General features: G+C 71.5%; 20 protein-coding genes. 5 read left to right on the forward strand and 15 right to left on the reverse strand.

Going from position 1 to position 25,999, the window contains the following annotated elements; all coding sequences use genetic code 11:
- Together AC07FK_RS00905 and ureA are read right to left on the reverse strand one after the other, a co-directional pair.
- Positions 1 to 1,689 (reverse strand): urease subunit alpha, encoded by a 1,689-nt coding sequence (locus tag AC07FK_RS00905; RefSeq protein ID WP_479101374.1) that lies wholly within the window; start codon positions 1,687 to 1,689, stop codon positions 1 to 3.
- Entirely contained in the window at positions 1,686 to 2,390 is a 705-nt protein-coding gene (gene ureA / locus AC07FK_RS00910) for an urease subunit gamma (protein ID WP_479101375.1), read from the reverse strand. The genes AC07FK_RS00905 and ureA overlap by 4 nt, the downstream gene beginning before the upstream one ends.
- Positions 2,391 to 2,529: 139 nt before the next feature.
- Here ureA and AC07FK_RS00915 point away from each other — a divergent pair, with 139 nt between their 5' ends.
- Complete coding sequence (locus AC07FK_RS00915; protein ID WP_479101377.1) at positions 2,530 to 3,966, forward strand: cytosine permease; 1,437 nt, start codon at positions 2,530 to 2,532, stop codon at positions 3,964 to 3,966.
- A gap of 32 nt (positions 3,967 to 3,998) precedes the next feature.
- Positions 3,999 to 5,252, forward strand: coding sequence for an amidase (locus AC07FK_RS00920; protein ID WP_479101379.1), 1,254 nt, complete (start codon positions 3,999 to 4,001; stop codon positions 5,250 to 5,252).
- A gap of 120 nt (positions 5,253 to 5,372) precedes the next feature.
- Here the strand turns inward: AC07FK_RS00920 and AC07FK_RS00925 are convergent, their stop codons facing one another.
- From AC07FK_RS00925 to AC07FK_RS00950, 6 genes are all read right to left on the reverse strand, one after another.
- A complete protein-coding gene (locus tag AC07FK_RS00925) occupies positions 5,373 to 6,461 on the reverse strand; it encodes a branched-chain amino acid aminotransferase (protein ID WP_479101381.1) in 1,089 nt (362 codons plus the stop codon).
- A 223-nt stretch (positions 6,462 to 6,684) separates the two neighbouring features.
- On the reverse strand, positions 6,685 to 7,728 hold the full coding sequence (locus tag AC07FK_RS00930; RefSeq protein ID WP_479101383.1) for a 3-isopropylmalate dehydrogenase: 1,044 nt from the start codon (positions 7,726 to 7,728) through the stop codon (positions 6,685 to 6,687).
- A gap of 248 nt (positions 7,729 to 7,976) precedes the next feature.
- Positions 7,977 to 8,102, reverse strand: a complete 126-nt coding sequence (locus AC07FK_RS00935) for a hypothetical protein (protein WP_454374385.1) — start codon at positions 8,100 to 8,102, stop codon at positions 7,977 to 7,979.
- Between the two features lie 240 nt (positions 8,103 to 8,342).
- Entirely contained in the window at positions 8,343 to 9,539 is a 1,197-nt protein-coding gene (locus AC07FK_RS00940; RefSeq protein WP_479101385.1) for a GDSL-type esterase/lipase family protein, read from the reverse strand.
- Positions 9,540 to 9,722: 183 nt separating this feature from the next.
- On the reverse strand, positions 9,723 to 10,256 hold the full coding sequence (locus AC07FK_RS00945) for a GNAT family N-acetyltransferase (RefSeq protein ID WP_479101386.1): 534 nt from the start codon (positions 10,254 to 10,256) through the stop codon (positions 9,723 to 9,725).
- A 55-nt stretch (positions 10,257 to 10,311) separates the two neighbouring features.
- Positions 10,312 to 11,382 carry a S1 family peptidase gene (locus AC07FK_RS00950; protein ID WP_479101387.1) on the reverse strand — a complete coding sequence of 357 codons (1,071 nt, stop codon included), beginning with the start codon at positions 11,380 to 11,382 and terminating at the stop codon, positions 10,312 to 10,314.
- 162 nt (positions 11,383 to 11,544) lie between these two features.
- Between AC07FK_RS00950 and AC07FK_RS00955 the strand changes: the two genes are divergently transcribed.
- Positions 11,545 to 12,384, forward strand: coding sequence for a DUF1206 domain-containing protein (locus AC07FK_RS00955; RefSeq protein ID WP_479101388.1), 840 nt, complete (start codon positions 11,545 to 11,547; stop codon positions 12,382 to 12,384).
- A 90-nt stretch (positions 12,385 to 12,474) separates the two neighbouring features.
- Here the strand turns inward: AC07FK_RS00955 and pruA are convergent, their stop codons facing one another.
- Together pruA and AC07FK_RS00965 are read right to left on the reverse strand one after the other, a co-directional pair.
- Positions 12,475 to 14,106: an L-glutamate gamma-semialdehyde dehydrogenase gene (pruA, locus tag AC07FK_RS00960; protein ID WP_479101390.1), complete on the reverse strand. Its 1,632-nt coding sequence runs from the start codon at positions 14,104 to 14,106 to the stop codon at positions 12,475 to 12,477.
- A gap of 57 nt (positions 14,107 to 14,163) precedes the next feature.
- Positions 14,164 to 15,090 carry a proline dehydrogenase family protein gene (locus tag AC07FK_RS00965; RefSeq protein ID WP_479101391.1) on the reverse strand — a complete coding sequence of 309 codons (927 nt, stop codon included), beginning with the start codon at positions 15,088 to 15,090 and terminating at the stop codon, positions 14,164 to 14,166.
- A 173-nt stretch (positions 15,091 to 15,263) separates the two neighbouring features.
- On the opposite strand from AC07FK_RS00965, the gene AC07FK_RS00970 reads away from it, so the two are divergent.
- Positions 15,264 to 16,409 carry a PucR family transcriptional regulator gene (locus tag AC07FK_RS00970; protein WP_479101393.1) on the forward strand — a complete coding sequence of 382 codons (1,146 nt, stop codon included), beginning with the start codon at positions 15,264 to 15,266 and terminating at the stop codon, positions 16,407 to 16,409.
- A gap of 305 nt (positions 16,410 to 16,714) precedes the next feature.
- Positions 16,715 to 17,308: a peptidase inhibitor family I36 protein gene (locus tag AC07FK_RS00975; protein WP_479101395.1), complete on the forward strand. Its 594-nt coding sequence runs from the start codon at positions 16,715 to 16,717 to the stop codon at positions 17,306 to 17,308.
- A 182-nt stretch (positions 17,309 to 17,490) separates the two neighbouring features.
- Here AC07FK_RS00975 and serA read toward each other — a convergent pair whose 3' ends face one another.
- The 5 genes from serA to AC07FK_RS01000 all read right to left on the reverse strand — a co-directional run bounded on the left by serA (position 17,491) and on the right by AC07FK_RS01000 (position 25,993).
- Positions 17,491 to 19,083, reverse strand: coding sequence for a phosphoglycerate dehydrogenase (gene serA / locus AC07FK_RS00980; protein WP_479101397.1), 1,593 nt, complete (start codon positions 19,081 to 19,083; stop codon positions 17,491 to 17,493).
- Positions 19,084 to 19,321: 238 nt separating this feature from the next.
- Entirely contained in the window at positions 19,322 to 20,323 is a 1,002-nt protein-coding gene (gene ilvC / locus AC07FK_RS00985) for a ketol-acid reductoisomerase (RefSeq protein ID WP_453402330.1), read from the reverse strand.
- A gap of 101 nt (positions 20,324 to 20,424) precedes the next feature.
- Entirely contained in the window at positions 20,425 to 20,952 is a 528-nt protein-coding gene (ilvN, locus tag AC07FK_RS00990; RefSeq protein ID WP_138896396.1) for an acetolactate synthase small subunit, read from the reverse strand.
- 26 nt (positions 20,953 to 20,978) lie between these two features.
- Positions 20,979 to 22,838, reverse strand: coding sequence for an acetolactate synthase large subunit (locus AC07FK_RS00995; protein WP_479101399.1), 1,860 nt, complete (start codon positions 22,836 to 22,838; stop codon positions 20,979 to 20,981).
- A gap of 221 nt (positions 22,839 to 23,059) precedes the next feature.
- The gene (locus AC07FK_RS01000; RefSeq protein ID WP_479101400.1) at positions 23,060 to 25,993 is read right to left on the reverse strand and encodes a putative bifunctional diguanylate cyclase/phosphodiesterase; all 2,934 of its coding nucleotides are present in this window, start codon (positions 25,991 to 25,993) and stop codon (positions 23,060 to 23,062) included.
- Between the last annotated feature and the right edge of the window lie 6 nt (positions 25,994 to 25,999).

The following is a 25,999-nucleotide window of genomic DNA, read 5'->3' on the forward strand; positions in this document are numbered from 1 at the left end:
TTACAGGAAGTAGAGACGGTTGAGGGAGACGGAGTCGGCGGGTTCGGAGCGGAGCGGGTCGCCGTCGAGCGTGACGAGTCCGCTGTGTCCGTCCACCCCCACCTGTCCGATACGGGAGTTCAGGCGCAGGTCGGCGGGGCCGATGCCGCGCGTGCCGCGCACGGCGACGCGGCGCCGGCGCGTCGGCATGAGGTCGTTGCCCTGGTCGAGCGCGGCCTGGGCGACGAAGGCCACCGAGATGTCGGCGGGCGTCGCTCCGTACGCCCCGAAGAGCGGGCCGAGGACGAGCGGCTCGCACGTGTCGGTCGCCGCGTTGGGGTCGCCCGTGACGCCGTACGCCGGGAAGCCCGACTTCAGGACCATCTGCGGCTTCGCGCCGAAGTACTGCGGCCGCCACAGCACGATGTCGGCCATCTTGCCGACCTCGATCGACCCGATCTCGTGGGCGAGGCCGTGGGCGATGGCCGGGTTGATGGTGAGCTTGGCCATGTAGCGCAGGACGCGGGCGTTGTCGTCGTCCGGGCCGTCGCCCTCCATCGGGCCGAGCTCGGCCTTCATCTTCCCGGCCATCTGGAAGGTGCGGCGCACGGTCTCGCCCGCGCGCCCCATGCCCTGCGCGTCGGACGAGGTGATGCCGATCGCGCCCAGGTCGTGGAGCACGTCCTCGGCGCCCATCGTCCCGGCGCGGATGCGGTCGCGCGCCATGGCGGCGTCGCCGGGCAGGTCGGTCTTCAGGTCGTGGACGGAGACGATCATCCCGTAGTGCTCGGCGACCGCGTCCCGCCCGAAGGGCAGGGTGGGGTTGGTCGACGAGCCGATGACGTTGCGCACGCCCGCCATCTTCAGAACGTTGGGGACGTGCCCGCCGCCGCAGCCCTCGATGTGGAAGGCGTGGATCGTACGGCCTTCCAGGACGGACAGTGTGTCCTCGACCGACAGGCACTCGTTCAGGCCGTCGCTGTGCAGGGCGACCTGTACATCGTGCTCTTCGGCGACGCGCAGCGCGGTGTCCAGGGCGCGGGTGTGCGCGCCCATGTCCTCGTGCACCTTGAAGCCGGACGCGCCGCCCTCGGCGAGGGCCTCGACGAGGGGCGCGCCGTCGGAGGAGGAACCTCGCGCGAGGAAGCCGATGTTGACGGGCCAGGCGTCGAAGGCGCCGAAGGCGTGGCGCAGGGCCCACGGCGAGTTGACGCCGACGCCCCAGACCGGGCCGAACTCCTGGCCGATGATCGTCGTCACGCCGGAGGCGAGCGATGCCTCCATGATGCGCGGCGACAGCAGGTGGACGTGGGTGTCGACGGAGCCCGCCGTCGCGATCAGGCCCTCGCCGGAGACGATCGACGTACCGGTGCCGACGACGACGTCGACGCCGTCGAGGGTGTCCGGGTTGCCGGCCCGCCCGATGGCGTGGATGCGGCCTTCCCGGATGCCGATCGACACCTTGCGGATGCCCTGCGCCACGTCGATGACCAGCACGTTGCTGATCACCACGTCACAGGTCTCGCGCACGGCGGCGGCCTTGAGGTGAAGCCCGTCGCGGGCGGTCTTGCCGAATCCGGCGAGGAACTCCTCGCCCGGCTTCTGCGCGTCGGACTCGACGCGCACGGTCAGCCCGGAGTCGCCGAGCCTGACCCGGTCCCCGGCGCGGGGGCCGTGCACGGCGGCGTACTCATGCGGATCGATGCTCATGCCTCAGCTCCTCCTTCGGCCCGCGCTCCCAGGTAGCCGCAGGCCACGGCCCTGCGCAGGGCCTCTTCCTTCGCGCCGGGCGCGTCCAGCGGGCCGTCGACCAGGCCCGCGAAGCCGATGGCGACCCGGTCGCCGCCGATCGGGACCAGGCCGATCTCGGCCTCGCCGCCCGCGTCGAAGCGGACGGAGGACCCGGCCGGTACGCACAGCCGCATGCCGTACGCCGCCGAGCGGTCGAAGTCGAGGCGGGGGTTCGCCTCGAAGAAGTGGAAGTGGGAGGTGACGCTGACGGGGACGCTCGCCGTGTTGCGCACGGTCAGCCGCACCGCCGGCTCCGGTTCCGCGTCCGCCGGGCCGGGCAGCACCGCGCCCGGGGCGCCGTCGCCCAGGGTGGCGCCCCCGCCGATCGGGGACGACACGACGGCGAGCCGCGAGCCGTCGTCGAAGACGGCCTCCACATGCACCTCGGTCACCACGTCGGCCACGCCCGGCAGCACGTCGTCGGGGCCGAGCACGGAGCGGGCCGCCTCGATCGCCTCCGCGAGCCGCCGCCCGTCGCGGGCCGCCTCACAGGCCGTGTCCGCGATGAGCGCGGTCGCCTCCGGCACGTTGAGCCGCAGCCCGCGCGCCCGGCGCGCACGCGCCAGCTCGGCGGCTCCGAACAGCAGCAGCCGGTCGCGTTCCGTCGGGGTCAGTCGCACGCCGCCACACCTCCCAAAGTTTAGAACTTCACTCTAACCACGAGATTAATGCGCCGGAAACATTGACGCGCCACCTTGAGGCAAGTCACATTGAACAGCACTCAAAAGTATGTTGTCCGGCGGACCGGGAGGCCCAGCCATGCCGATAGAACAGCGCGGAGTCGACACCATCCCCGACGAGGAACGCACCAGCGGGCCGCGCGACCTCGTCTCCATCCTGCTCGGCTCCAACCTCTGCCTCGGCGTCATCGTCTTCGGATGGCTGCCGCCGTCCTTCGGCCTGGGCCTGTGGCCCTCCGTGACGTCGATCGTGGTCGGTACCCTGGCTGGAATCGCGGTCACCGCACCGCTCGCGCTCATTTCCCTGCGCACCGCCACCAACCTCTCCACCTCCAGCGGCGCCCAGTTCGGCGTACGCGGCCGGCTCGTCGGGTCGGTCGTCGGCCTGCTGCTCTCGCTCGGTTATACGGCGCTCACGCTCTGGATCGGCGGCGACGTGATGGTCGGGACCCTCTCCCGGCTCACCGGCCTGCCGGACGGCGGGGCCTCGCGCGCCCTGATGTACGGCGTGCTCGCGGTCGCCACGGTCGTGGCGGCGGTGTACGGGTACAAGCTGCTGCTCAGGCTCAGCAAGGTGCTGTCCGTCGGCATGGTCGTCCTGCTGCTCGTCGGCGTCTACGCCTACGCGGGCGACTTCACCACCGCCGCGCCCCCGGACACCCCGTACCTGCTCGGCTCGTTCTGGCCCACCTGGCTGCTCGCGGCCGTCGCCGCCGGACTGAGCGGCCCGGTCGCCTTCATCACCCTGCTCGGCGACTACACGCGCTACATCTCGCCGCGCCGCCACACCTCCCGCAAGGTGCTCGGGGCGACCTGTCTGGGTCTGCTCCTGGGCCTGCTCGTGCCGCAGCTCTTCGGTACGTACACCGCCCTCGCCGCCCGCGCGGGCCTCGACTACGCCGGGCCGCTCGTCGAGGCGGCGCCCGTCTGGTACCTGGTGCCGCTGCTCCTGGCGGCCTCGGCCGGCTCCGTCGGCAACGCCGGGCTGATGCTGTACTCGATGGGCCTCGACCTGGACGCGATCGTGCCGCGGGCGACCCGCACCCGGGCGACCGTGATCGCCGCCGCCGTCGCGACCGCCTTCGTGTTCGTGGGCTCCTTCGCCTGGTCGGTGCAGTCCGCGATGACGTCGTTCGTCCTGCTCCTGACGGCCGTCGGCACGCCGTGGGCCGTCATCTCCCTGATCGGGTACGTGCGCTGCGGCGGCGAGTACGACGCGGACGCCCTCCAGGTCTTCAACCGGCGCGCCAAGGGCGGCGTCTACTGGTACCGGTCCGGCTGGAACGTCCAGGCCACCGTGTCCTGGGCGCTGGGCGCGGCGGTCGGCCTCGCCGCGGTCTCCACGACGGTGTACGAAGGTCCGCTGCTGGCCCTCACCGGCGGCGTGGACTGCAGCTTCGTCCTCTCCGGCCTGGTCGGCGGCGTGGCGTACGCGGCCCTGGCGGCGAAGGGGCGGCAGGCCGCGCACCCCGCGGCCGAGGCCCCGGCCGAGAGCGAGACGCCCGCTCCGGCCTAGACGCCGGCCGCACGCCGCATAGCCTGGCGCCCATGAACAGCCACGGGCGCGACGCCGCCACCCTGACCGGCCGGATCGAGCAACTGGACGCACGCGTCGGCGCGTTCGTCCCCGAGCCGGACCGGGAGGGGAGGCTGGCGGCGGAGGCGTGGGCCGCCGCGGCCCGGTGGCCCGACGCCGCCGCGCGGCCGCCGCTGTACGGGATCCCGGTCGGCATCAAGGACATCGTGCACGCCGCGGGGCTGGACACGCGGGCCGGTTCCGCGGTGCCGCCCGAGGCGCTGGCGGGCGAAGAGGCCACGGTCGTACGCCGGCTGAAGGACGCCGGGGCGCTGGTCGCGGGCAAGACGGTGACCGCCGAGTTCGCCGTCCTGGCCCCCGGGCCGACCCGCAACCCGCACGACCCCGAGCACACGCCGGGCGGTTCGAGCAGCGGTTCGGCGGCGGCCGTCGCCGCCGGGGCTGTGCCGCTGGCCATAGGCACTCAGACGGTGGGCTCGATGATCCGCCCGGCCGCGTACTGCGGGGTGACCGGCTTCAAGCCGACGTACGGGCGCATCCCCATGGACGGTGTGATCGCCAACGCCCCGTCCTTCGACACCCTCGGCGTGTACGCCGCCGACGTCGCCGGGGTGTCCCTGGCCGCCGCGGCGGTGTGCGACGACTGGCGGCCGGTCGCCCCGGGCGACGGCCTGCCGGTCCTCGGCGTTCCGGCCGGCCCGTACCTGCGGTGCGCCGGGGCCGAGGCGCTGGACGCGTTCGACTCGCACGTCGGCCTGCTGCGCGCGGCCGGCTTCGACGTACGCCGGGTGCCGGTCATGGACGACTTCGAGCGGATCCGCGCGCAGCTGTTCACGATGAACCGCTACGAGGTCGCCCGGACCCACGCCGAGTGGTTCGCGGAGTACGGCTCTCTGTACCGCCCCGAGACGGTGACGGCGATCCGCGAGGGGCACGCGGTCACCCCGGACGCGTACGAGCGGGCGGTGCGGGAGCGCGCGGTCTTCCAGGACCGCCTCGCGTCGGCGGCGAGCGCCCACGGCGTCGACCTGTGGATCACCCCGGCCGCGACCGGCCCGGCGCCGCGCGGCCTGGCCACCACCGGCAGCTCCGTCATGTGCCTGCCCTGGAGCCACGCGGGGCTGCCGTCGCTGTGCGTCCGGACCCGCCGTGCGGGCCGCCTGCCGTTGGGCCTGCAGCTGGTCGGCGGGCGGGGCGCGGACGAGCGGCTGCTGGCGTGGGCGCCGGCAGTGGAGGCAGCGGTGGCCGAACCGGGCCGGGGGTGACCTCCGCGTCCGCCGGCCTTCGCCGGATCCGGCCCGTCCGGCGCCGCGACGCGTGAGGCCGCGCCCGGCGGGTGTGCCGGGCGCGGCCTCATGTACGTACCCGTACCGGCGTGGCGGGTGTCAGGCCAGGTCGTGCGTCCAGCCGTGGACGTCCTCGGCGGTGCCGGTCTGGATGGCGAGGAGCCGCTTGCGCAGCTCCATCGTGACCTTGCCCGGCTGCCCGTCGCCCTGCACCCACTCCGCGCCCTCGGACTTCACCGAGCCGACGGGCGTGATCACCGCGGCCGTGCCGCAGGCGAAGACCTCGGTCAGCGTGCCGTTCTCCGTGTCGCGCTTCCACGCCTCCGTGGAGATCCGGCCCTCCTCCGCCTCGTAACCGAGATCGCGGGCGAGCTGGAGCAGCGAGTCACGCGTGATCCCGGCGAGAAGCGATCCGGTGAGGGCGGGGGTGATGATCTTGTCGCCGTACACGAAGTACAGGTTCATGCCGCCCATCTCCTCGACCCACTTGTGCTCCAGCGCGTCCAGCCAGACCACCTGGTCGCAGCCCTTCTCGGCCGCCTCGGCGAAGGCGAGCAGGGAGGCCGCGTAGTTGCCGCCGGTCTTGGCGAAGCCCATGCCGCCGGGAACGGCGCGCACGTAGTTCTCCGACAGCCAGACGGAGACCGGCTGCACGCCGCCGGGGAAGTAGGCGCCGGCGGGCGAGGCGATGACGATGAAGAGGTACTCGTTGGCCGGCCGCACGCCGAGCCCGACCTCGTTGGCGATCATGAACGGGCGCAGGTAGAGGGACTCCTCGCCGCCGTGCGGCGGAACCCATGCCTTGTCCTGCTGCACCAGCGCGTCGCACGCCGCGATGAACGTCTCGACCGGCAGCTCGGGCATCGCGAGGCGGCGCGCGGAGATCTGGAAGCGCTTGGCGTTGGCGTCCGGGCGGAACGTGGCGACCGAGCCGTCGGGACGGCGGTACGCCTTGAGACCCTCGAAGATCTCCTGCGCGTAGTGCAGGGTCATGTTCGCCGGGTCGATCGACAGCGGCGCGTACGGCACGAGCTGCGCGTCGTGCCAGCCACGGCCCTCGGTCCACCTGATCGTCACCATGTGGTCGGTGAAGTGGCGGCCGAATCCGGGGCTGGCCAGAATCGCCTCGCGCTCCGCGTCGGACAGCGGGTGCGAGGAGGGCTTGAGCTCGATCGTGGGCGTCGTCATGAGTGCGTGTCCTTCACCGTTTGTGTGTGGTGGACCGCGCTCACGCCTAGTAGGACGTCCGAGCTTCCCCTCATACCGCGGCCCCACGTTCGATTATCGCCCGTGGGAGTGCGTGCATGAAACGGCGTGTAGTGCGGCCCAGGAATGATGGTCCCACCCGGCCGCGGCAAAGCACAGCCGCCGGGTGTCTGCGACCCGGCGGCTGTGGGAGGAGTCCGTCGGGTCAGCCCGCTACACGTACCGCGAGCGCGTCGCCGATCTCGTCCGTCGTACGGACCGTGCTGCCGTCGCGCTCCGCGAGGTCGGCGGAGACGGCCGCCTCGATGCGCCCGGCCTCGGTCTCGAAGCCGAGGTGGCGCAGGAGGAGGGCGACGGAGAGGATCGTGGCCGTCGGGTCGGCCTTGCCCTGGCCCGCGATGTCGGGCGCGGAGCCGTGCACGGGCTCGAACATCGACGGGAAGGCGCCCGTCGGGTTGATGTTGCCCGAGGCCGCCAGGCCGATGCCGCCGGTCACGGCGGCGGCGAGGTCGGTGAGGATGTCGCCGAAGAGGTTGTCGGTGACGATGACGTCGAAGCGCTCCGGCTGCGTGACGAAGAAGATCGTCGCGGCGTCGACGTGCAGGTAGTCGGTGGTGACCTCGGGGTACTCCTGGCCGACCCTGTCGAAGATGTTCTTCCACATGTGGCCGGCGTGGACGAGGACGTTGTTCTTGTGGACCAGCGTCAGCTTCTTGCGGGGGCGCGCGTCGGCCCGCGCGTACGCGTCACGGACGACGCGCTCGACGCCGTACGCCGTGTTCAGGCTGACCTCGGTCGCGACCTCGTGCTCCGTGCCGGTGCGGATCGAGCCGCCGTTGCCGGTGTACGGGCCCTCGGTGCCCTCGCGCACGACGACGAAGTCGATGTCGGGGCGCCCCGCCAGCGGCGTCGCGGTGTTGGGGAACAGCTTCGACGGGCGCAGGTTGATGAAGTGGTCGAAGGCGAACCGCAGCTTGAGCAGCAGCCCCCGCTCCAGGACGCCGGACGGCACGGACGGGTCGCCGATCGCGCCGAGCAGGATGGCGTCGTGCTGCTTGAGGGAGTCGAGCTCCGCGTCCGGGAGGGTCTCCCCGGTGCGGTGCCAGCGCTGCGCGCCGAGGTCGTACTCCTTGGTCTGCAGCTTCACATCCTGCGGGAGGACGGCGTTGAGGACCTTGAGCCCCTGGGCCACGACCTCTTGGCCGATGCCGTCACCAGGGACCACTGCGAGATTGATGCTGCGAGACATGTCGGCACCCTACTCCCGCGTCCCAGCCCGTGACACCGGGCGTCCGCCATTCGGACTCACACTCTCGGCGGATTGCGTTCGCCCGCAGATCGGCCGGAGTTGCTTGTCACTACGCACCTCGCCGTGGAGCCGGGACCGGCACCTCGCCGGGGCAAACGGTCTCCGCGCTCGCCGAATCGGGCGAGCGCGTCGACTCCTGCGGGATCCGGCGCGGTCGTCGGCCGGTGGCGGCGGGCGCTGCCGGCGGCTCAGTGGCCGGTGGCGCCGCCGTTGTCGCGGCGGTCCAGCGCCCGCTGGAGGGCGGCGGCCGCCTGCTTGCGGTCGGTGTCGTTCGAACGGGGGGTGTGGCGGACGCGGCGGGCGGTCTCGGCCATGGTGATCGACTCCTTGAGATCAGAATGATTTCAGGGCGCCGGAAGGGGCGGGGAGCAGGTGCCGCAGGGGTTACCTGCATCGGGCACGGGCTCGCGACCGCCGTTCGCTGATGGAGCGAGACGTTCGGCTTCTTCCAAGCTAAGCGAGGCCGGACTGTCTGTCTCCACGATTACTCGGACTTCCTACTATCTGAGACGCGATCATGGCCGCGCCCCGGAGGGGCGCGGCCCGCACCGCGCTCAGGAAGCCGTGAGATACATCTTCGAGGCGTCCGCGCCCGCCGTGTTGCGGCAGGTGTAGGCGCTGCCCGTCGGCGCCGCGTACATCAGGGCGAGACACCGGCCCTGGGCGAGCTGGCCGTAGTGGTTGGGGTGCATGGACTCCTGCACCGGCCCCTGCGTGGAGTCGCTGTCGATCCAGCGCGCCCACTCGCTGGCGGCGGCGGACGCCGGCTGGGTGGCGCTCACCAGCCTGCTCTGCCTGGCGCACACCTCACGCCCCTGGAGCATGTCCCGCAGGTCCAGGAACTGCGCTCCCTTGGCGGCGGCCACTGCCTTCAGACGGTTCGCGATCTGCGGCACGAGCGAGTCGCGCGCCCAGTCGGAGTCCTTGTTCCAGAACGGGCAGCCCCCGGTGGAGACCCGGCTCCAGCCGCTCTCCGTGTAGCGGTTCTCGGCGGCCCTGGGAATCGGCGAGGGGTACGACTGCAGGACGATCCGGTAGGCCGAAGCGGCGTATCCCTGTGCCGACATCACCGCGCGGATCTCGTCGACGGCCTTGCCCACACCGGCCATCGCCCGGTCGATCTTCGAGTCCACCGCGGCCTGCTGGTCGTCGTGGCAGTACGAGTACCAGACCATGTAGTCCGTGGCGCAGGCGGTGATGACGTCGGCGAAGCCGAGGTCGTTGCCGCCGACCGACAGCGCGACGACCTTCACGTTGTTCGCCGCGGCGATGCCCGCGAGCTGGTCGGCCTGCGGGGCCTCGCCCTTGTACGGGACACCGCCGTTGGCGGCGCGGAAGACGTTCTGGGTGGTGGCCCCCGAGCAGGCGATGTTGATCAGCGCCTGGGCGGTGCCGGTGGCGCTGCGCACCTCGGCCGAGTCGGACCGGTGGCAGCCGTTCGCGGCCGTCGGACCGTACACGGCGGCCGGGTCGTAACCGCTGCCCGTCCACGCGCGGTCGGAGCCGTCGCGGCTGCCGCTGTTGGTGAGGCTGTTGCCCCGCCAGCGGCCCGCCTCGCCCGAGATGTAGCTGTCACCCAGGGAGACGATCGCGGTCGGGCCGGCGGTGGGGCTCGCGGCCGAGGGAGCGGCCCCGGCCGTCAGTACGGCGCCGAACGCCAGCGGGAGGGAGAGCGCGGCCGCGGCGAGGCGCCGCGTGCGGGTACGGCCGCGGGTGGGTCTGAGCGTATTCGTGGAGCGGAATCCGGACACGGCGGAACTCCTGCGCTAAGCCGCTAGGGCGTATCAGTGAGGGAAGCCGCCGGCCGGTGGCATGCGGAAATCTGGCACGCCGCCGTTTGTTACCGCTAGGTACGTGCACGTTTCTTTTGCGTCACGGCATGGCCGGACAACGCCCCCTGTGCCACCGCGCTCCCCGCCGCGCCGGGCGTCCGCTCAGAGCAGGTCGCCGCCCCGCCAGTCGAAGACCAGGGCGTCCGACCCGTCCGGGAGCCCGGTCACGGGCCGCAGGTACGTCGAGCCCTCCTCGTCCGGCAGCGGTACGACGCCGTCCGGACCCAGCGCCGCGATCCGTCCCGGCCACACCGCCCACCCCCGCCCGGCGTAGAGCGCCGCCCCGTCGTCGGACGCCGAGAGCGCGCCGAGCCCGTACGCACGGTCGATCACCCGCTCCAGCGCCTCCATCACCCGGTTCCCGAGCCCCTGCCTGCGGCGGTCCGCCCGTACGGCCACCCCTTCGACGTACCCGACGCGCAGTGACATGCCGCCGTGCAGGACCCGGCGCTGGACGACGCTGCCGTGGGCGGCGAGGCCGTGCTCGTCGCGGACGAAGGCGTGCATGCCGCCGACGGTGTGGTCCCAGTCGTCCTCGCCGAAGTCGCCGTCGAAGGCGGCGTCCAGGAGGGCTCGGATCTCGTCGAGTTCGGCGGGTTCGAGATCTGCGGTGTGGGCGGTGCGCACGTCATTCATGGGGGCACTCTCGCAGGGCCGCCACCCCGGAGGGCGGGGTGGCGGCCGGAATCCGTCAGTACACGTTCACGCCGTACGCCGACAGGGCTTCCCTCACCGGCTGGTGGATGGCGGAGCCGTTGGCGCCCGTACAGCCGGAGCTGCCCGAGTGGATGCCGAGCGCGACGCTTCCGGCGAAGTGGGCGCCGCCGCTGTCGCCGCCGGCCGAGCAGGCGGTGGTGCGGACCATGCCGTAGACGGGGCCGTCGCCGTAGTTGACGGTGACGTTCACGGCGGTGACGGTGCCGCTGGTCACCTTGGTGGTCGAGCCGCTCTTCTTCAGCGCCTGGCCCACAACGGCGTTCGCGGCGGACGCGATGTCCTGGAAACCGCCGTTGTAGAGGTTGACGTTGCCCGCGGGCGCCGAGCCGTCGGTGTAGCGGACGATGCCGTAGTCGTTGGTGGGGAAGCTGGTGCCCTCACGGACGCCGATGACCGGACCGCCGGACGTGGCCGACCAGTTGGCGGCGCTGTTGGTGCAGTGGCCGGCCGTCACGAAGTAACGTGCCGTCCCCTTCGAGACGTTGAAGGCCGCCGAACAGCGGTACCCGCCGCCGTAGATGGCGTCGCCGCCCGCCACTTCCCGCTTGAACGTCCCCGGTACGCGCGACACGCGCACCGCGCCGTCCTGCGCGGCGGCGACCTTCTTCAGCCGGGCCAGCTCGCGGGCGGACACGGACCGGTCGGCCTCGACGCTGACCTGATTGACCCTCGGGTCGATGCCCCACGAGGTACCGGTGATCTTCGCGTCGGACTCCAGGGCGGCCATGGCCGCCTCCAGCCGCGCGGCGCCCCGCTCCACCTTCTTCGCGACGGCGCCGGTCGCCCGGACCTGCGCGGCGGCGCGGTCGCTGGTGACGGTGACGACGAGGGCGCCGGTACGGGCGTCGAGGTAGCTGCCGGCGGTGTCGTCGCCGAGGCGCGTCGACAGCTCCGAGTCGAGGGCGTACGTCGCGGGGCCCGCGGCGGCGGCCCCGGCGGCGCCGCCGGTGGCGGTCCCGGCGCCGGCCGGGGCCGTGCCGATGCCGAGTGCCCCGGCGGCCAGTAAGGCGGTCAGGACCGTGCGGGTGCGGAGGATGCGTCTCATGGGGGGATCTCCTCGGTCAGGTCTCCGTGGGGAACGGGGACGCCGCCGAGAAATTTGACATGTTCATTACCGTCACGCAAGACCGCGTCGGCCCACCCGGGCCGCCCCGCCGGTTTCCGCGCCCGCTTCGGGGCACATGGACAGCGACGAAGGAGGCGAGACATGGGAGCTTGGGCACTCACCCGCCGCGGCAGGACCACCGCGCGCCGGGCATCGGACAGTTCGGCCATGGAGGCGGCCGCGCGCTGGGGATTCGTGGCGCGCGGGGTGCTGTACCTGCTGATCGGCGTACTGGCCCTGCGGATCGCGCTCGGCGACGGCGAGCGCGAGGCGGACCGGGGCGGCGCGCTCGCGGAGGTGGCCGCGCAGCCGCTGGGCTCGCTCCTCCTGTGGGCGCTCGGCATCGCCCTGGTGGGCATGGCGCTGTGGCGGCTGTCTGAAGCCTGCTTCGGCGCGGCCGGGTCCGACGGCCACAAGGCCCGCAAGCGCCTGATGTCCCTGGCCCGCGCCCTCTTCTACGGCTTCGTGGCGTACAGCGTGCTGTCGTTCGCGGCGGGCGAGGGCGGCAGCGGCAGCGGATCGAGCGACAAGCAGTCGGAGGACGTGACGGCCAGGGCCCTCGAACTCCCGGCCGGCCAGTGGCTGGTGGGAATCGGCGGCCTCGCCATCGCGGTCACGGGCGTGTGGATCGCGGGCCGGGCCGCCCTGCGCAAGTACCACAAGCACCTGAAGGCGGACGCGCTGCGGGGCCGCACCCGGCGGGCCGTCGACGTCACCGGCGTGTCCGGAGGCATCGCGCGCGGCGCGGTCTTCGCCGTACTCGGCGGCTTCGCGGTCAAGGCGGCCGTCGACTACGAGCCCGACAAGGCCAAGGGCATCGACGACACCCTGCGCTCCTTCTCCGACACCCCGGCGGGCCCGTGGCTGCTGGCGCTCATAGCCGTCGGCCTGGCCATGTTCGGCCTGTTCTCCTTCGCCATGGCCCGCTGGCGCAAGATCTGACGCCGCTCGTGGAACCGCCCCCGTCCGGCGTGGGGGCCGGGACGGGGGCGGAGCTTCGCGGGGCGCGCGAGGGGTCGTGCGCCGGGGCGGTCAGCCCTGGTGCGGGTAGGTGTAGTCGGTCGGCGGGACCAGGGTCTCCTTGATGGCCCGGGTCAGGGTCCAGCGCTGGAGGTTCTGCGGTGCGCCGGCCTTGTCGTTGGTGCCGGACGCGCGGCCGCCGCCGAAGGGCTGCTGGCCGACGACGGCGCCGGTCGACTTGTCGTTGATGTAGAAGTTGCCCGCCGCGTAACGGAGCTTGTCCATCGTGTACGCGGCGGCCGCGCGGTCGCGGGAGATGACGGCGCCGGTCAGCGCGTAGTCGGAGGCCGACTCCATCTGCTCCAGCATGGCGTCGTACTTCTCGTCCTCGTACACGTGCACCGCGAGGATCGGGCCGAAGTACTCGGTCGTGAAGACCTCGTTCGCCGGGTCCGTGCACGCGATGACCGTCGGGCGGACGAAGTAGCCGACCGAGTCGTCGTACGTGCCGCCCGCGACGATCGTGCAGGTCGGGTCGGCGGCGGCGCGGTCGATCGCGGCCTTGTTCTTGGCGAACGAACGCTCGTCGATGACGGCGCCGATGAAGTTCGACAGGTCGGTGACGTCGCCCATGGTGATGGCGTCGACCTCGGCCGCGAACTCCTCCTTGAAGCCGTCGTTCCAGATCGAGGCCGGGACGTACGCCCGCGAGGACGCGGAGCACTTCTGGCCCTGGAACTCGAACGAGCCCCGGGTCAGCGCGGTCTTCAGCACGGCGCGGTCGGCGCTCGGGTGCGCGACGACGAAGTCCTTGCCGCCCGTCTCGCCGACGAGACGCGGGTACGTGCGGTACTTCTCGATGTTGTTGCCGACCGTCTTCCACAGGTACTGGAAGGTCTTGGTCGAGCCGGTGAAGTGGATGCCGGCCAGGTCGCGGTGGTTGAGGGCGACCTCGGAGACCTCGATGCCGTCACCGGTGACCAGGTTGATGACGCCCTTGGGGAGGCCCGCCTCCTCCAGGAGCTGCATCAGCAGCACGGCGGCGTGCGTCTGCGTCGGGGACGGCTTCCAGACCACCACGTTGCCCATGAGGGCGGGAGCGGTCGGCAGGTTGCCCGCGATGGCCGTGAAGTTGAACGGCGTGATCGCGTAGACGAATCCTTCCAGCGGACGGTGGTCCAGCCGGTTCCACACGCCCGGGGAGTTCGCCGGCGGCTGCTCGGCGAGCAGGTCGCGGGCGTACTTGACGTTGAAGCGCCAGAAGTCGACGAGCTCGCACGGGGTGTCGATCTCGGCCTGCTGCACGGTCTTCGACTGGCCGAGCATGGTCGAGGCGGCCATCGTCTCGCGCCACGGGCCCGACAGCAGCTCGGCGGCGCGCAGGATGATCGCCGCGCGGTCGTCGAAGGACATCGCGCGCCACGCCGGCGCGGCGGCCAGGGCGGCGTCGATCGCGTCCCGCGCGTCCTGCTGCGTCGCGTGCGCGGCGGTGCCGAGGACGGCCTTGTGGTTGTGCGGCTGTACGACGTCGAAACGCTCGCCGCCGCCCATCCGCTTCTCACCGTTGATCGTCATCGGGAGGTCGACGGGGTTCTCGGCAAGCTCCTTGAGCTTGACCTCGAGACGCGCACGCTCCGGCGAACCGGGGGCGTAGGTGTGCACCGGCTCGTTGACCGGGGCGGGGACCTGGGTCACAGCGTCCATGAGTTCCTTGACTCCTTTGTGAGGGGTGGAAGGGCTCGGCCCTAGGGTCAGCCTGGGTCAGTTCTTGGTGATCATCGAGCGGACGAAGAACAGCAGGTTGGCCGGCTTCTCCGCGAGGCGTCGCATGAAGTAGCCGTACCAGTCGGTGCCGTACGCGGTGTACACACGCATCCGGTGGCCCTCCGCCGCGAGCCGCACGTGCTCTTCGCTGCGGATCCCGTAGAGCATCTGGAATTCGTACTCATCCAGTTTGCGCCCCGCACGCCGGGCGAGCTCCTGGCTGACGGCGATCAGTCGCGGATCGTGGGACCCGATCATCGGGTAGCCGTCGCCCGCCATGAGGATCTTCAGGATCCGGACGTACGCCTTGTCGATCTCGGCCTTGTCCTGGAACGCGACGGAGGCGGGCTCCTTGTAGGCGCCCTTGACGATACGGACCCGGCTGCCGGCCGCCGCCAGGCGGCGCGCGTCCTCCTCGGTGCGGAAGAGGTACGCCTGGATCACGCAGCCGGTCTGCGGGAAGTCCTTCCGCAGCTCCTCGTGGATGGCGAACATCGAGTCGAGCGTGGTGTGGTCCTCCGCGTCCAGCGTGACCGTGGTGCCGATCTCGGCGGCGGCCTCGACGACCGGGCGGACGTTGGCGAGCGCCAGCTCGTGGCCGCCCTCCAGCGCCTGGCCGAACATCGAGAGCTTCACCGACATCTCGGCCCGCTCGCCGAGCTCCAGCCCCTTGAGGTGCTCGATCAGCTCCAGGTACGCGTCGCGGGCGGCGGACGCCTGCTCGGGCGTGGTGATGTCCTCGCCGACGACGTCGAGCGTCACTTCCAGGCCCTTGTCGGCGGCTTCCCGGACGATCGGGACGACCTGCTCGACGGTCTCACCGGCGATGAAGCGGCCGACGACCTGTTTGGTGCCCGGGGCCGCCGACACGAAGCGGCGCATCTTGTCGCTGCGCGAGGCGGCGAGGATCACGGGACCCAGCACGGGGCACCTCCACGGGAAAGGCTTGAAGGGGGCCGCGACCAGGGGAAAGTGTCACGGCACGGATGACCACCGTGAAATCTAAGGATCGCCCGGGTGCGCGGCCATCGACAGCTGTCACGCATCCGTGTCCCGTATCTCATACAGATGTCTGAAGGAATGCGAGAATGGGAGGCGTGAAAGGCGATTACCAGGACCTGGTCGACGAGATCTCGGCGCTGCTCGGCGCGCCGGCGACGCTGGAGGACCGTGATTTCCGGCTGATCGCGTTCGGCGCCCACGACAGCGGCAGCGGTTTCGACGAGACGACCCTGGACCCCGTCCGTACGCGCTCGATCCTGACCCGCCGCTCGACGGCCGAGGTCCGCGCCTGGTTCGAGAAGTTCGGCATCGCCACGGCCGAGGGCCCGGTGCACATCCCCGCCGACCCGGCGGCGGGCGTGCTGCGCGGCCGGCTCTGCCTCCCCGTACGGCACCGCGGCGTCGTCCACGGTTACGTCTGGCTCCTCGCCGGCGCCGAAGGCCACCCGGGGCCGGTGCCGGACACGGCGATGGCGGTCTGCGCCCGGATCGGCGCACTCCTGGCCGACGAGGCCCGGGCCCGTGCCGACCTGGGCCCCCACCTGCTGACCCTGCTCACCACGGACTCCGCCGACAGCCGGTCCGCCGCGCTGGCCTCGCTCGGCGCGGCGCTGGGTGACTCGGGCCCGTACGCCCTGCTGTGCGTCGCTCCGTGGGCCGCCGACGTGCCGGGTGTGCGCAAGGTGCCCGGCGCGGCCGCGCTGTGCCTGCTGCCGGTGCCCGGTCCGGCGGGCCCGCGCCTCGCCGCCCTGATCCGGATCCGTACGAAGACCGGCCTCTCCCCCGCCCACCGGGCGGCCGAGAGCCTGATCGCCGCGCCGGGTCCGGTCGTCGGCATCGGCACCCCGGTTCCGGCGCTTGACGACCTGCCGGGCGCGTGGCGCGAGGCGTCGGCCGCCGCCCGGGCCGCCCTGGCCCGCCCCCACCTCGGGCCGGTCGCCGAGTGGTCGGGGATCGGTCCGTACCGGCTGCTGGCAGCGCTCCCCGACAGCGGGCCGGGGCACCCGGTGGACCCCGCCGTGCGCCCGCTGCTCGACCCCGCGCACGCCGAACTGGCCCGCACGGCGGAGGCGTTCCTGGACTGCGCCGGCCAGGCGGGCCGCACCGCGAGCGTCCTGAACATCCACCGCCAGACGCTCTACTACCGCCTGTCCCGCGTGGAGCAGCTCACCGGCCTCGACCTCCACGACGGCGAGGACCGGCTGCTGCTGCACATGTCGCTCAAGGCCGCCCGCCTCTAGCCGTCGCCGTGCGGGGGACGCGGATCCCGATCACGGGTTGACTCATTCCGTGCGGCGCGCTCCCCGGCCGGCGGGCCCGTTCCAGGGGGACGCCCCCGCTCCGGTCCCGCCGCGCGCCCCCGCGGACCGCCACCGACCTGCGGCCCTCCGGCGGGCCCTTCGCCGCCGCCGTCCGGCGGCCACGCCTTTCGCCGCACAAGGGGGCGTACGACCAGAAAGCCTCTGGAGGCCCCCCGGCCGTGTCACTAGCGTGTGCGTCGCTCCGGAGAGACCGGAGCGACGTGAGCGAAGGGAACGCACTCCCCATGCGCATCAGAACCAAGCTCGCCGTCACTTTCACCGCGGCAGCGACGGCGGTCGTGGGCCTGGCCGGCCCGACCTCCGCGTCGGCCCCGCTCGAAGCCCGGATCGCGTCCGAGGCGAAGCAGGCCGGACTCAGCACGAGCGAGGTCGCGGGACTGCAGAAGCAGATCGACGAACAGCTCGCCCGCACGCCCGGCGGCAAGCAGATCGGCGTCAACCAGATCTCCTGGCGCGGCGGCAAGACCGTCATGACCTTCCCGTTACCGGGCGAGAAGCGGGCCCGCGCCGTCAACGAGCCCGTCGGCGCCCTCGGCACACCGAACTGCAGCTACGCCTGGACATGCCTCTACGAGCACTCCAACTTCGACGGACGCCGGCTGACCTGGTCGGACTGCAACTTCGAGAATCTCGCCAACTGGGGCTTCAACGACAAGACGACGTCCTGGCACAACAACCAGACGCGCGGCACCCAGACCCGCGTCTACAACTGGACGGGCAGCGCCTGGGCCCTGCTGTGGACGTCCACCGCACCGTCGTCCAGTTCCTACGTCGGCAGCGCCAACAACGACAAGGCGGACGGCCTCTGGGTCTGCTGACACCCGCCCGCCGAGAGCCGGACCGGCCCAGCGCCGCCCCTTCCTTCGCCCCCCTGGCGGGGACGCGCGGACCGTGCGCCATGCACCTCGGCGGTCACAGCACCGTGCCCGGGACGCGGACCGCTCGTACGAGTCGTACGAGCCGTCCGTGCGTCCCGGGCACGGGGTCGGGCGGGGGTGCGTCAGTCGGCCAGGTTCACGAAGCGGGCCGATGAGGCGCCGATCTCCTCGGCGATCTCGCTGAGCACCGCGGCCGGGACCGTGTCGTCCACGGAGAGAACGGCGAGCGCCTCGCCGCCCTGGTCGGCGCGCGACACCTGCATGCCCGCGATGTTCAGGCCGCCCTCGCCGAGGATGCGGCCGACCGTGCCGACGACACCGGGACGGTCCTGGTAGCGCAGGACGACCATGTGGTCGGCCAGCGCCAGGTCGATGTCGTGCTCGCCGATACCGACGATCTTCTGGAGGTGCTTCGGGCCCGACAGGGTGCCGGAGACCGAGACCTCGTCGCCGCCGGAGAGCGTGCCGCGCACCGTGACGACGTTCTTGTGGTCCGGGGACTCCGAGCTCGTCGTCAGGCGGACCTCGACGCCGCGCTCCTGCGCGAAGAGCGGCGCGTTGACGTAGCTGACCGTCTCGTCGACGACGTCCTCGAACACACCCTTGAGGGCGGACAGTTCGAGCACCTTGACGTCGTACTGCGTGATCTCGCCGCACACCTCGACGTCGAGCCGCACCGCGACCTCGCCCGCGAGCGCGGTGAACATCCGGCCGAGCTTCTCGGCGAGCGGCAGACCGGGGCGTACGTCCTCGGCGATGACGCCGCCCTGGACGTTGACCGCGTCCGGCACGAGCTCACCGGCGAGCGCGAGGCGCACGGACTTGGCGACCGCGATGCCCGCCTTCTCCTGGGCCTCGTCGGTGGAGGCGCCGAGGTGCGGGGTGCAGACGACCTGGTCGAGCTCGAACAGCGGGGAGTCCGTGCAGGGCTCCTTCGCGTACACGTCGAGGCCCGCGCCGGCGACCCGGCCCTCCTTGAGGGCGGAGTACAGCGCCGCCTCGTCGACGATTCCGCCGCGCGCCGCGTTGACGATGCGCACGGTCGGCTTGACCTTGTGCAGCGCCTCGTCGCCGATCAGGCCGAGCGTCTCGGGCGTCTTGGGCAGGTGCACGGTGATGAAGTCGGCGACCTCGAGCAGCTCGTCGAGCGAGAGCAGCTTGACGCCCATCTGCGCGGCGCGCGCGGGCTGTACGTAGGGGTCGTACGCGACGATCTTCATGCCGAAGGCGGACATGCGCTGCGCGACCAGGACGCCGATGCGGCCGAGGCCGACGACGCCGAGGGTCTTCTCGCTCAGCTCGACGCCCGTGTACTTCGAGCGCTTCCACTCGCCGTTCTTGAGGGCGGTGTTGGCCTGCGGGATGTTGCGCGCGGTGGCGACGAGCAGGCCGCAGGCGAGCTCGGCGGCGGTGACGATGTTGGAGGTCGGCGCGTTGACGACCATGACGCCGGCCTTGGTGGCGGCGGAGACGTCGACGTTGTCGAGGCCGACGCCCGCACGGGCGACGACGCGCAGCTTCTTGGCGGCGGCGATGGCCTCGGCGTCGACCTTGGTGGCGGAGCGGACGAGGATCGCGTCCACGTCGGCGATGGCCGGCAGAAGCTCCGCCCGGTCGGCGCCGTTGCACTGCCGGATCTCGAAGTCCGGGCCCAGGGCGTCGACTGTGGCCGGCGACAGCTCTTCAGCGATGAGTACGACAGGTTTCGAGCTCACGTGAGTCCTCACTGGTCCTTTGCGGACGGCCGTCCCGACGGCCGCAGGCGGTGGAGGGGCTAGCCGCGTGGAAGACGCACGACGCTGTGGGCCTGACGCGTGTATGTAAGAAGCAGTCTAGTGGCGCGGAACAGTGGGTCTTCCGCCTCGGCGGAAGTATCACCCGTCCGTGGCTGGACGTTCTGTCCAGTTGTGCGCGAAGGGCCGCGGCGATACGCCGCGGCCCCCGCCCCAAGGCTTACGCCTCGTCGTTGTCGACCCAGCTCATGAGCTTGCGGAGCTCCTTGCCGGTGGTCTCCAGCAGGTGCTCGGAGTCCTGCGTCTTGTACTCGTTGTACTTCTTCAGACCGCCGTGGTACTCGTCCATCCAGTTCTTGGCGAACGTGCCGTCCTGGATCTCGGCGAGGACCTTCTTCATCTCGGCCTTGGTCTGGTCCGTGACGACGCGCGGGCCGGTGATGTAGTCGCCCCACTCGGCGGTCTCGGAGACCGACCAGCGCATCTTCTCCAGGCCGCCCTCGTACATGAGGTCGACGATCAGCTTCAGCTCGTGGAGGCACTCGAAGTAGGCGATCTCCGGCTGGTAGCCGGCCTCGACCAGGGTCTCGAAGCCCGCCTTGACGAGCGCCGACGCACCGCCGCAGAGCACGGCCTGCTCACCGAACAGGTCGGTCTCGGTCTCCTCGGTGAAGGTCGTCTTGATGACGCCGGCCCGGGTGCCGCCGATGGCCTTGGCGTACGAGAGAGCCAGCGCGAAGGCGTTGCCCGTCGCGTCCTGCTCGACGGCGGCGATCGCCGGAACGCCGCGGCCTTCCTCGTACTGACGGCGGACCAGGTGGCCCGGACCCTTGGGGGCGACGAGCGCGACGTCGACACCGGCCGGGGCCTTGATGAAGCCGAAGCGGACGTTGAAGCCGTGGGCGAAGAACAGCGCGTCGCCGTCCTTGAGGTTGTCCTTGATGGACTCCTCGTAGACCTGGGCCTGGATCGGGTCCGGGATCAGGATCATGATGACGTCGGCCTCGGCGGCGGCCTCGGTCGGCGTGACCACGCGCAGGCCCTGCTCCTCGGCCTTCGCCTTGGACTTGGAGCCCTCGTGCAGGCCGACCCGGACGTCGACACCCGAGTCACGGAGCGACAGCGCGTGGGCGTGGCCCTGGCTGCCGTAACCGATCACCGCGACCTTGCGGCCCTGGATGATGGACAGGTCGGCATCGTCGTCGTAGAACAGCTCGGCCACTGGGATTCTCCTTGGGTGCTGGTTGTGCGTCCCACCGTACGGCGGGGTGCGAAATGTTGGACTGCGGGTCTCGCTATGCGAACAACGGGACCGAGGGGTGGTCAGGCCGAGCGGTCGAGGGCGCGCAGGCTGCGGTCGGTGATCGACCGGGAGCCGCGCCCTATGGCGATCGTGCCGGACTGGACGAGCTCCTTGATACCGAACTGCTCCAGCATCTTGAGCATCGCTTCGAGCTTGTCGGCGCCGCCGGTCGCCTCGATGGTCACGGCCTCCGGGGAGACGTCGACCGTCTTGGCCCGGAACAGCTGGACGATCTCGACGATCTGCGAGCGGGTCTCGTTGTCGGCCCGCACCTTCACGAGGACGAGCTCGCGCTGGATGGCGGCGGCCGGCTCGAGTTCGACGATCTTCAGCACGTTGACGAGCTTGTTCAGCTGCTTCGTCACCTGTTCGAGCGGCAGAGCCTCGATCACGTTGACCACGATGGTGATGCGCGAGATCTCGGGGTGCTCGGTGGTGCCCACCGCGAGGGAGTCGATGTTGAACCCGCGGCGGGAGAACAGGGCCGTGATCCGCGCGAGGACGCCCGGCTTGTTCTCGACCAGGACGGAGAGGGTGTGCTTGGACATGGGCTTGAAGTCTCTCTCTCGTCTGCTCAGTCGTCTTCGTTGTCGCCGAAGTCGGGGCGCACCCCGCGGGCGGCCATGACCTCGTCGTTCGAGGTGCCGGCGGCCACCATCGGCCAGACCATGGCGTCCTCGTGCACGATGAAGTCGACCACGACCGGGCGGTCGTTGATGGCATTGGCCTCGGCGATGACCTTGTCGAGATCGGCCGGGTCCTCGCAGCGGATCGCGTGGCAGCCCATGGCCTCGGACAGCTTCACGAAGTCCGGGATACGGGTGCCGGCGCTCGGCTGCCTGCCGTCGGCGTCCGGGCCGCTGTGCAGCACGGTGTTGGAGTAGCGCTGGTTGTAGAAGAGCGTCTGCCACTGGCGGACCATTCCGAGCGCGCCGTTGTTGATGATGGCGACCTTGATCGGGATGTTGTTGAGCGCGCAGGTGGTGAGTTCCTGGTTGGTCATCTGGAAGCAGCCGTCACCGTCGATGGCCCAGACCGTGCGGTCCGGCATGCCGGCCTTGGCGCCCATGGCGGCCGGGACGGCGTACCCCATCGTCCCGGCACCGCCGGAGTTCAGCCAGGTGGCGGGCTGCTCGTACTGGATGAAGTGCGAGGCCCACATCTGGTGCTGGCCGACGCCCGCGGCGTAGATGGTGCCCTCGGGCGCCAGCTGGCCGATGCGCTGGATGACCTGCTGCGGGGACAGCTGGCCGTTCTCCGGCAGGTCGTAGCCCAGGGGGTAGGTGTCGCGCCAGCGGTTGAGGTCGTTCCACCAGGCGGCGTAGTCGCCGGTGTTGCCCTCGGTGTGCTCGGCCTGGACGGCCTGGACGAGGTCGGCGATGACCTCGCGGGCGTCACCGACGATCGGCACGTCCGCGGCCCGGTTCTTGCCGATCTCGGCCGGGTCGATGTCGGCGTGGACGATCTTGGCGTACGGCGCGAAGCTGTCCAGCTTGCCGGTGACGCGGTCGTCGAAGCGTGCTCCGAGGGCGACGATCAGGTCGGCCCGCTGCAGCGCGGTGACGGCGGTGACCGCACCGTGCATGCCCGGCATTCCCACGTGCAGCGGGTGGCTGTCGGGGAAGGAGCCCAGCGCCATCAGGGTGGTGGTGACGGGGGCGCCGGTGAGCTCGGCGAGGACCTTCAGTTCGGCGGTCGCGCCGGCCTTCATGACACCGCCGCCGACGTACAGGACCGGACGCTTGGCCTGGACGATCAGCTTGGCGGCCTCACGGATCTGCTTGGCGTGCGGCTTGGTGACCGGGCGGTAGCCGGGCAGGTCCTGGCTGGGCGGCCAGCTGAACGTGGTCTTCGCCTGGAGGGCGTCCTTGGCGATGTCGACCAGGACGGGGCCCGGGCGCCCCGTCGAGGCGATGTGGAACGCCTCGGCGATGGTGCGCGGGATGTCCGCGGCCTTGGTGACCAGGAAGTTGTGCTTGGTGATCGGCATCGTGATGCCCACGATGTCCGCCTCCTGGAAGGCGTCCGTGCCGATCGCCTTGGAGGCGACCTGGCCGGTGATCGCGACCATGGGGACGGAGTCCATGTGGGCGTCGGCGATCGGCGTGACCAGGTTCGTGGCGCCGGGCCCCGAAGTGGCCATGCACACGCCGACCTTGCCGGTGGCCTGCGCGTAGCCGGTCGCCGCGTGGCCGGCGCCCTGCTCGTGACGCACCAGGACGTGGCGGACCTTCGTGGAGTCCATCAGCGGGTCGTACGCCGGCAGGATGGCGCCGCCGGGAATGCCGAATACCGTGTCGGCCCCCACTTCCTCGAGGGAGCGGATGAGCGACTGGGCGCCCGTCACGTGCTCGACAGGGGTGGCGTGGGTTCCGCCGTTGCGGGGCCGCGGCTGCGGATGGTGGGCCCCGGAGGCCTGCTCGGTCATCGGCATTCTCTTCTCGAAGCTGAGGGTGTGAAGCTGAGATGGTTTTGCGGTGGTTTGCGTAGTGCCAGTGCAACAAAAAACCCCCCGTGCCGTGAGGCAAGCGAGGGGAGCGCGCCGGTGCGGGTTGCAGAGCTGCATGTGCGTGCTCTGCTTCAGCCGACGCGCTTTCCAAGTACGAGAATTCGGGTGCGCATGGCACTGACCCTCCCTCCGGCGGCCGGTGCCTGTCAAGTAGGTGGGACAGGCGTCTCACTATTTGAGCGCATTGGCGGGTGTGTGATCGTTTCGCTTCCGTTCGCGCTCACATGACGTACGGGAAGTGATCCGCCCGGGCCGCCGGCGAGCACCGGCAGGGCCGCCTCCCCCGGAAGAGGGAACTCTCCGCGCACCAGCGCCCGCCGCAACCGGTACTCGTCCAGCGGCCCTGAGAAGGCCATCCCCTGCCCGTGGGTGCACCCCATGGCGCGCAGGGCGCTCACCTGCTCCGGCAGGTCGACGCCGTCGGCCACGGACTGCATACCGAGGTCGCAGGCGATCCGCAGCAGCCCGCTGGTGATCTTGTGCAGCCGGGCCGACTCGACGACGCCCTCGACCAGCTCCCGGTCCAGTTTCAGTACGTCGATGGGGAGCCGGCGCAGCGCGTTGATGGCGGCGTACCCGCTGCCGAACCCGTCCAGCGCGATCCGCACGCCGAGCCGGCGCAGCGCCACCAGGCGCCGCTCCAGTTCGTCGAACGAGATCCGGGGGTCGCTGTCGGCCAGCTCGATGATCAGCGAACCGGAGGGCAGCCCGTGCCGGGTGAGGAGGGCCTCGATGGACCCGAGCGGCAGGGGCTTGTCCACCAGCCTGCGGGCGTCGAGCCGGACCGTCACGGGCACCTCGTGGCCCGCCCGGTTGCGCTCGGCCGCCTGCTCGACCGCCTCTTCGAGGAGCCACCGGCCGAGCTCGGCCATGCGGGGGCCCTCCTGCGCGTCGCCCTTGTCGGCCACCCGCAGGAACTCGGCGGGCGTGAAGAGGATGCCCTGGGTGGAGCGCCAGCGGGCCTGGGCGGCGACGGAGACCACCCGGCCGGTGGTCAGGCTCACCACCGGCTGATGGAGCAGCGCGAACTCGCCCTCGTGGAGCGCGGTGCGCAGCCGGGTGGCCAGTTCGGTCCTGCGGACCACGTCGGCCTGCATCTGGGGCGCGTACAGCTCGACGCGGTCCTTGCCGCCCGCCTTGGCCCGGTACATCGCGAGGTCGGCGTTGCGCATGAGGTCGGTGGGGCTGATGCCGGGCTCGGCGAAGGCGACGCCGATGGACGCGGCGACGCGTACGTCGTTGCCTCCGATCCGGTAGGGCTGGGAGAGCGTGAGGCGCAGCCGGTCGGCGATCTCGTGGACCTGGCACTCCCGTGCGGCCTGGTCCTTGGAGCCCTCGCCGACGATCAGGGCGGCGAACTCGTCGCCGCCGAGCCGGGCCGCGGTGTCGCCCGCCCGTACGGAGTCCTGGAGGCGGCGGGCCGCCTGGATCAGCAGCTCGTCGCCGGCCTGGTGGCCGATGGTGTCGTTGACGGCCTTGAAGCCGTCGAGGTCGATGAAGAGCACGGCCGTGCCGGGGTCGCCGACACGGCGGCCGCTCAGCGCCTGGCGGACGCGCGCGGTGAACAGGGCCCGGTTGGGCAGGTCGGTGAGCGGGTCGTGCTCGGCGTTGTGCTGGAGCTGGGCCTGGAGGCGGACCCTCTCGGTCACGTCCCGGCTGTTGAAGATCAGGCCGCCCTGGTGCCGGTTGACGGTGGACTCGACATTGAGCCACTCCCCCGTCCCGGACTTGAAGCGGCACTCGATGCGGGTGGTCGGCTCTTCGGCCGGAGGGGCGGCCAGGAACCGGCGTACCTCGTGGACGACCCGCCCCAGGTCCTCCGCGTGGATCAGCGAGGCGAGCTCCGATCCGATCAGCTCCTCGGCCTCACGTCCGTAGACGCCGGACGCGGCCGGGCTGACGTACCGCAATATGCCGGTGGGTGCGGCGATCATGATGACGTCGCTCGATCCCTGCACCAGGGAGCGGAAGTGGTTCTCCTTCTGCGCCAGTTCCTGGGTGAGGGAGATGTTGTCGACGAGCATGATGCCCTGGCGTACGACGAGGGCCAGTACGACCGTGCAGCCGGTGAAGACGACGACCCGGTCCACGCGGCGGCCGTCGACGACGTTGTAGAGGATGCCGAGCGTGCAGACGGCCGCGGCGAGGTACGGCGTCAGGGCGGCCAGTGAGCCGCCGATGGGGCGGCTGCCCGGAGTGCGGCCGGCCGGACTGCGGGTGACCGGGCCGCGGCCGGCCGGATTACGGCCGCCCCGGGGGTACGGGGCGCCCTCCCTCCACTGCTCCGCCCGCCGCGCGCCCCAGGGCGCGTACGCGAGGAGCAGCGAGCCGGCGAACCAGCCCGCGTCGAGGAGCTGGCCCGAGCGGTAGCTCTCGCGCAGCAGGGGCGAGGTGAACAGCGCGTCGCACAGGACGGTCGTGGCGAGGGCCGCGATCGCCGTGTTGATCGCCGTGCGGTTGGCGTTGGAGCGCCGGAAGTGCAGCGCGAGCACCATGCTGACCAGCGCGATGTCGAGCAGCGGGTAGGCGAGGGAGAGCGCCGCGTGGGCCGTGCTCTCCGCCTCGAAGTGCGCGGTGTGGGCGAGAGCGAGGCTCCAGGAGAGCGTGAGCAGCGAACCGCCGATGAGCCAGGAGTCGAGCGCCAGGCAGACCCAGCCGGCGCGCGTGACGGGGCGCTTGGCGAGGACCAGCAGGCCGACGATGGCGGGCGGTCCGAAGCAGAGGAAGAAGAGGTCGGCGAAGGAGGGCGAGGGGACCTCGCGGCCCAGCACCACCTCGTACCAGCCCCACACCGCGTTCCCGCAGGCCGCCATCGCGGAGGAGACCGAGAACAGCAGCCAGGCGGGCCGGAAGCGGCTCTCCCGCGCGCGTGCGTACAGGAAGCAGGAGACCGCGGCGACCAGGGCGGCGGCGGCGAGACCGAAGTCGCCCATGATCAGCGCCAGGTGCGCGGAGCCCCAGCCGAGGGCCGAACCGACGGCGTAGGCCCCGCAGACCAGCGCCAGGCCGAGCTGCGAGATCAGGCCGCATCCGCCGCCGGGCAGCTGCTGCCGGGCGAGAAGCGCTCCCGGCGCACTCACCGGGCC

Source organism: Streptomyces sp. NPDC046122, assembly GCF_056429965.1.

Coding starts and splice junctions, on each gene's coding strand:
- AC07FK_RS00905 (WP_479101374.1), bottom strand. CDS start 1,689: ATGAGCATCGATCCGCATGAGTACGCCGCCGTGCACGGCCCCCGCGCC.
- AC07FK_RS00915 (WP_479101377.1), top strand. CDS start 2,530: ATGCCGATAGAACAGCGCGGAGTCGACACCATCCCCGACGAGGAACGC.
- AC07FK_RS00920 (WP_479101379.1), top strand. CDS start 3,999: ATGAACAGCCACGGGCGCGACGCCGCCACCCTGACCGGCCGGATCGAG.
- AC07FK_RS00925 (WP_479101381.1), bottom strand. CDS start 6,461: ATGACGACGCCCACGATCGAGCTCAAGCCCTCCTCGCACCCGCTGTCC.
- AC07FK_RS00930 (WP_479101383.1), bottom strand. CDS start 7,728: ATGTCTCGCAGCATCAATCTCGCAGTGGTCCCTGGTGACGGCATCGGC.
- AC07FK_RS00935 (WP_454374385.1), bottom strand. CDS start 8,102: ATGGCCGAGACCGCCCGCCGCGTCCGCCACACCCCCCGTTCGAACGAC.
- AC07FK_RS00945 (WP_479101386.1), bottom strand. CDS start 10,256: ATGAATGACGTGCGCACCGCCCACACCGCAGATCTCGAACCCGCCGAA.
- AC07FK_RS00950 (WP_479101387.1), bottom strand. CDS start 11,382: ATGAGACGCATCCTCCGCACCCGCACGGTCCTGACCGCCTTACTGGCC.
- AC07FK_RS00955 (WP_479101388.1), top strand. CDS start 11,545: ATGGGAGCTTGGGCACTCACCCGCCGCGGCAGGACCACCGCGCGCCGG.
- pruA (WP_479101390.1), bottom strand. CDS start 14,106: ATGGACGCTGTGACCCAGGTCCCCGCCCCGGTCAACGAGCCGGTGCAC.
- AC07FK_RS00975 (WP_479101395.1), top strand. CDS start 16,715: ATGCGCATCAGAACCAAGCTCGCCGTCACTTTCACCGCGGCAGCGACG.
- ilvN (WP_138896396.1), bottom strand. CDS start 20,952: ATGTCCAAGCACACCCTCTCCGTCCTGGTCGAGAACAAGCCGGGCGTC.
- AC07FK_RS00995 (WP_479101399.1), bottom strand. CDS start 22,838: ATGCCGATGACCGAGCAGGCCTCCGGGGCCCACCATCCGCAGCCGCGG.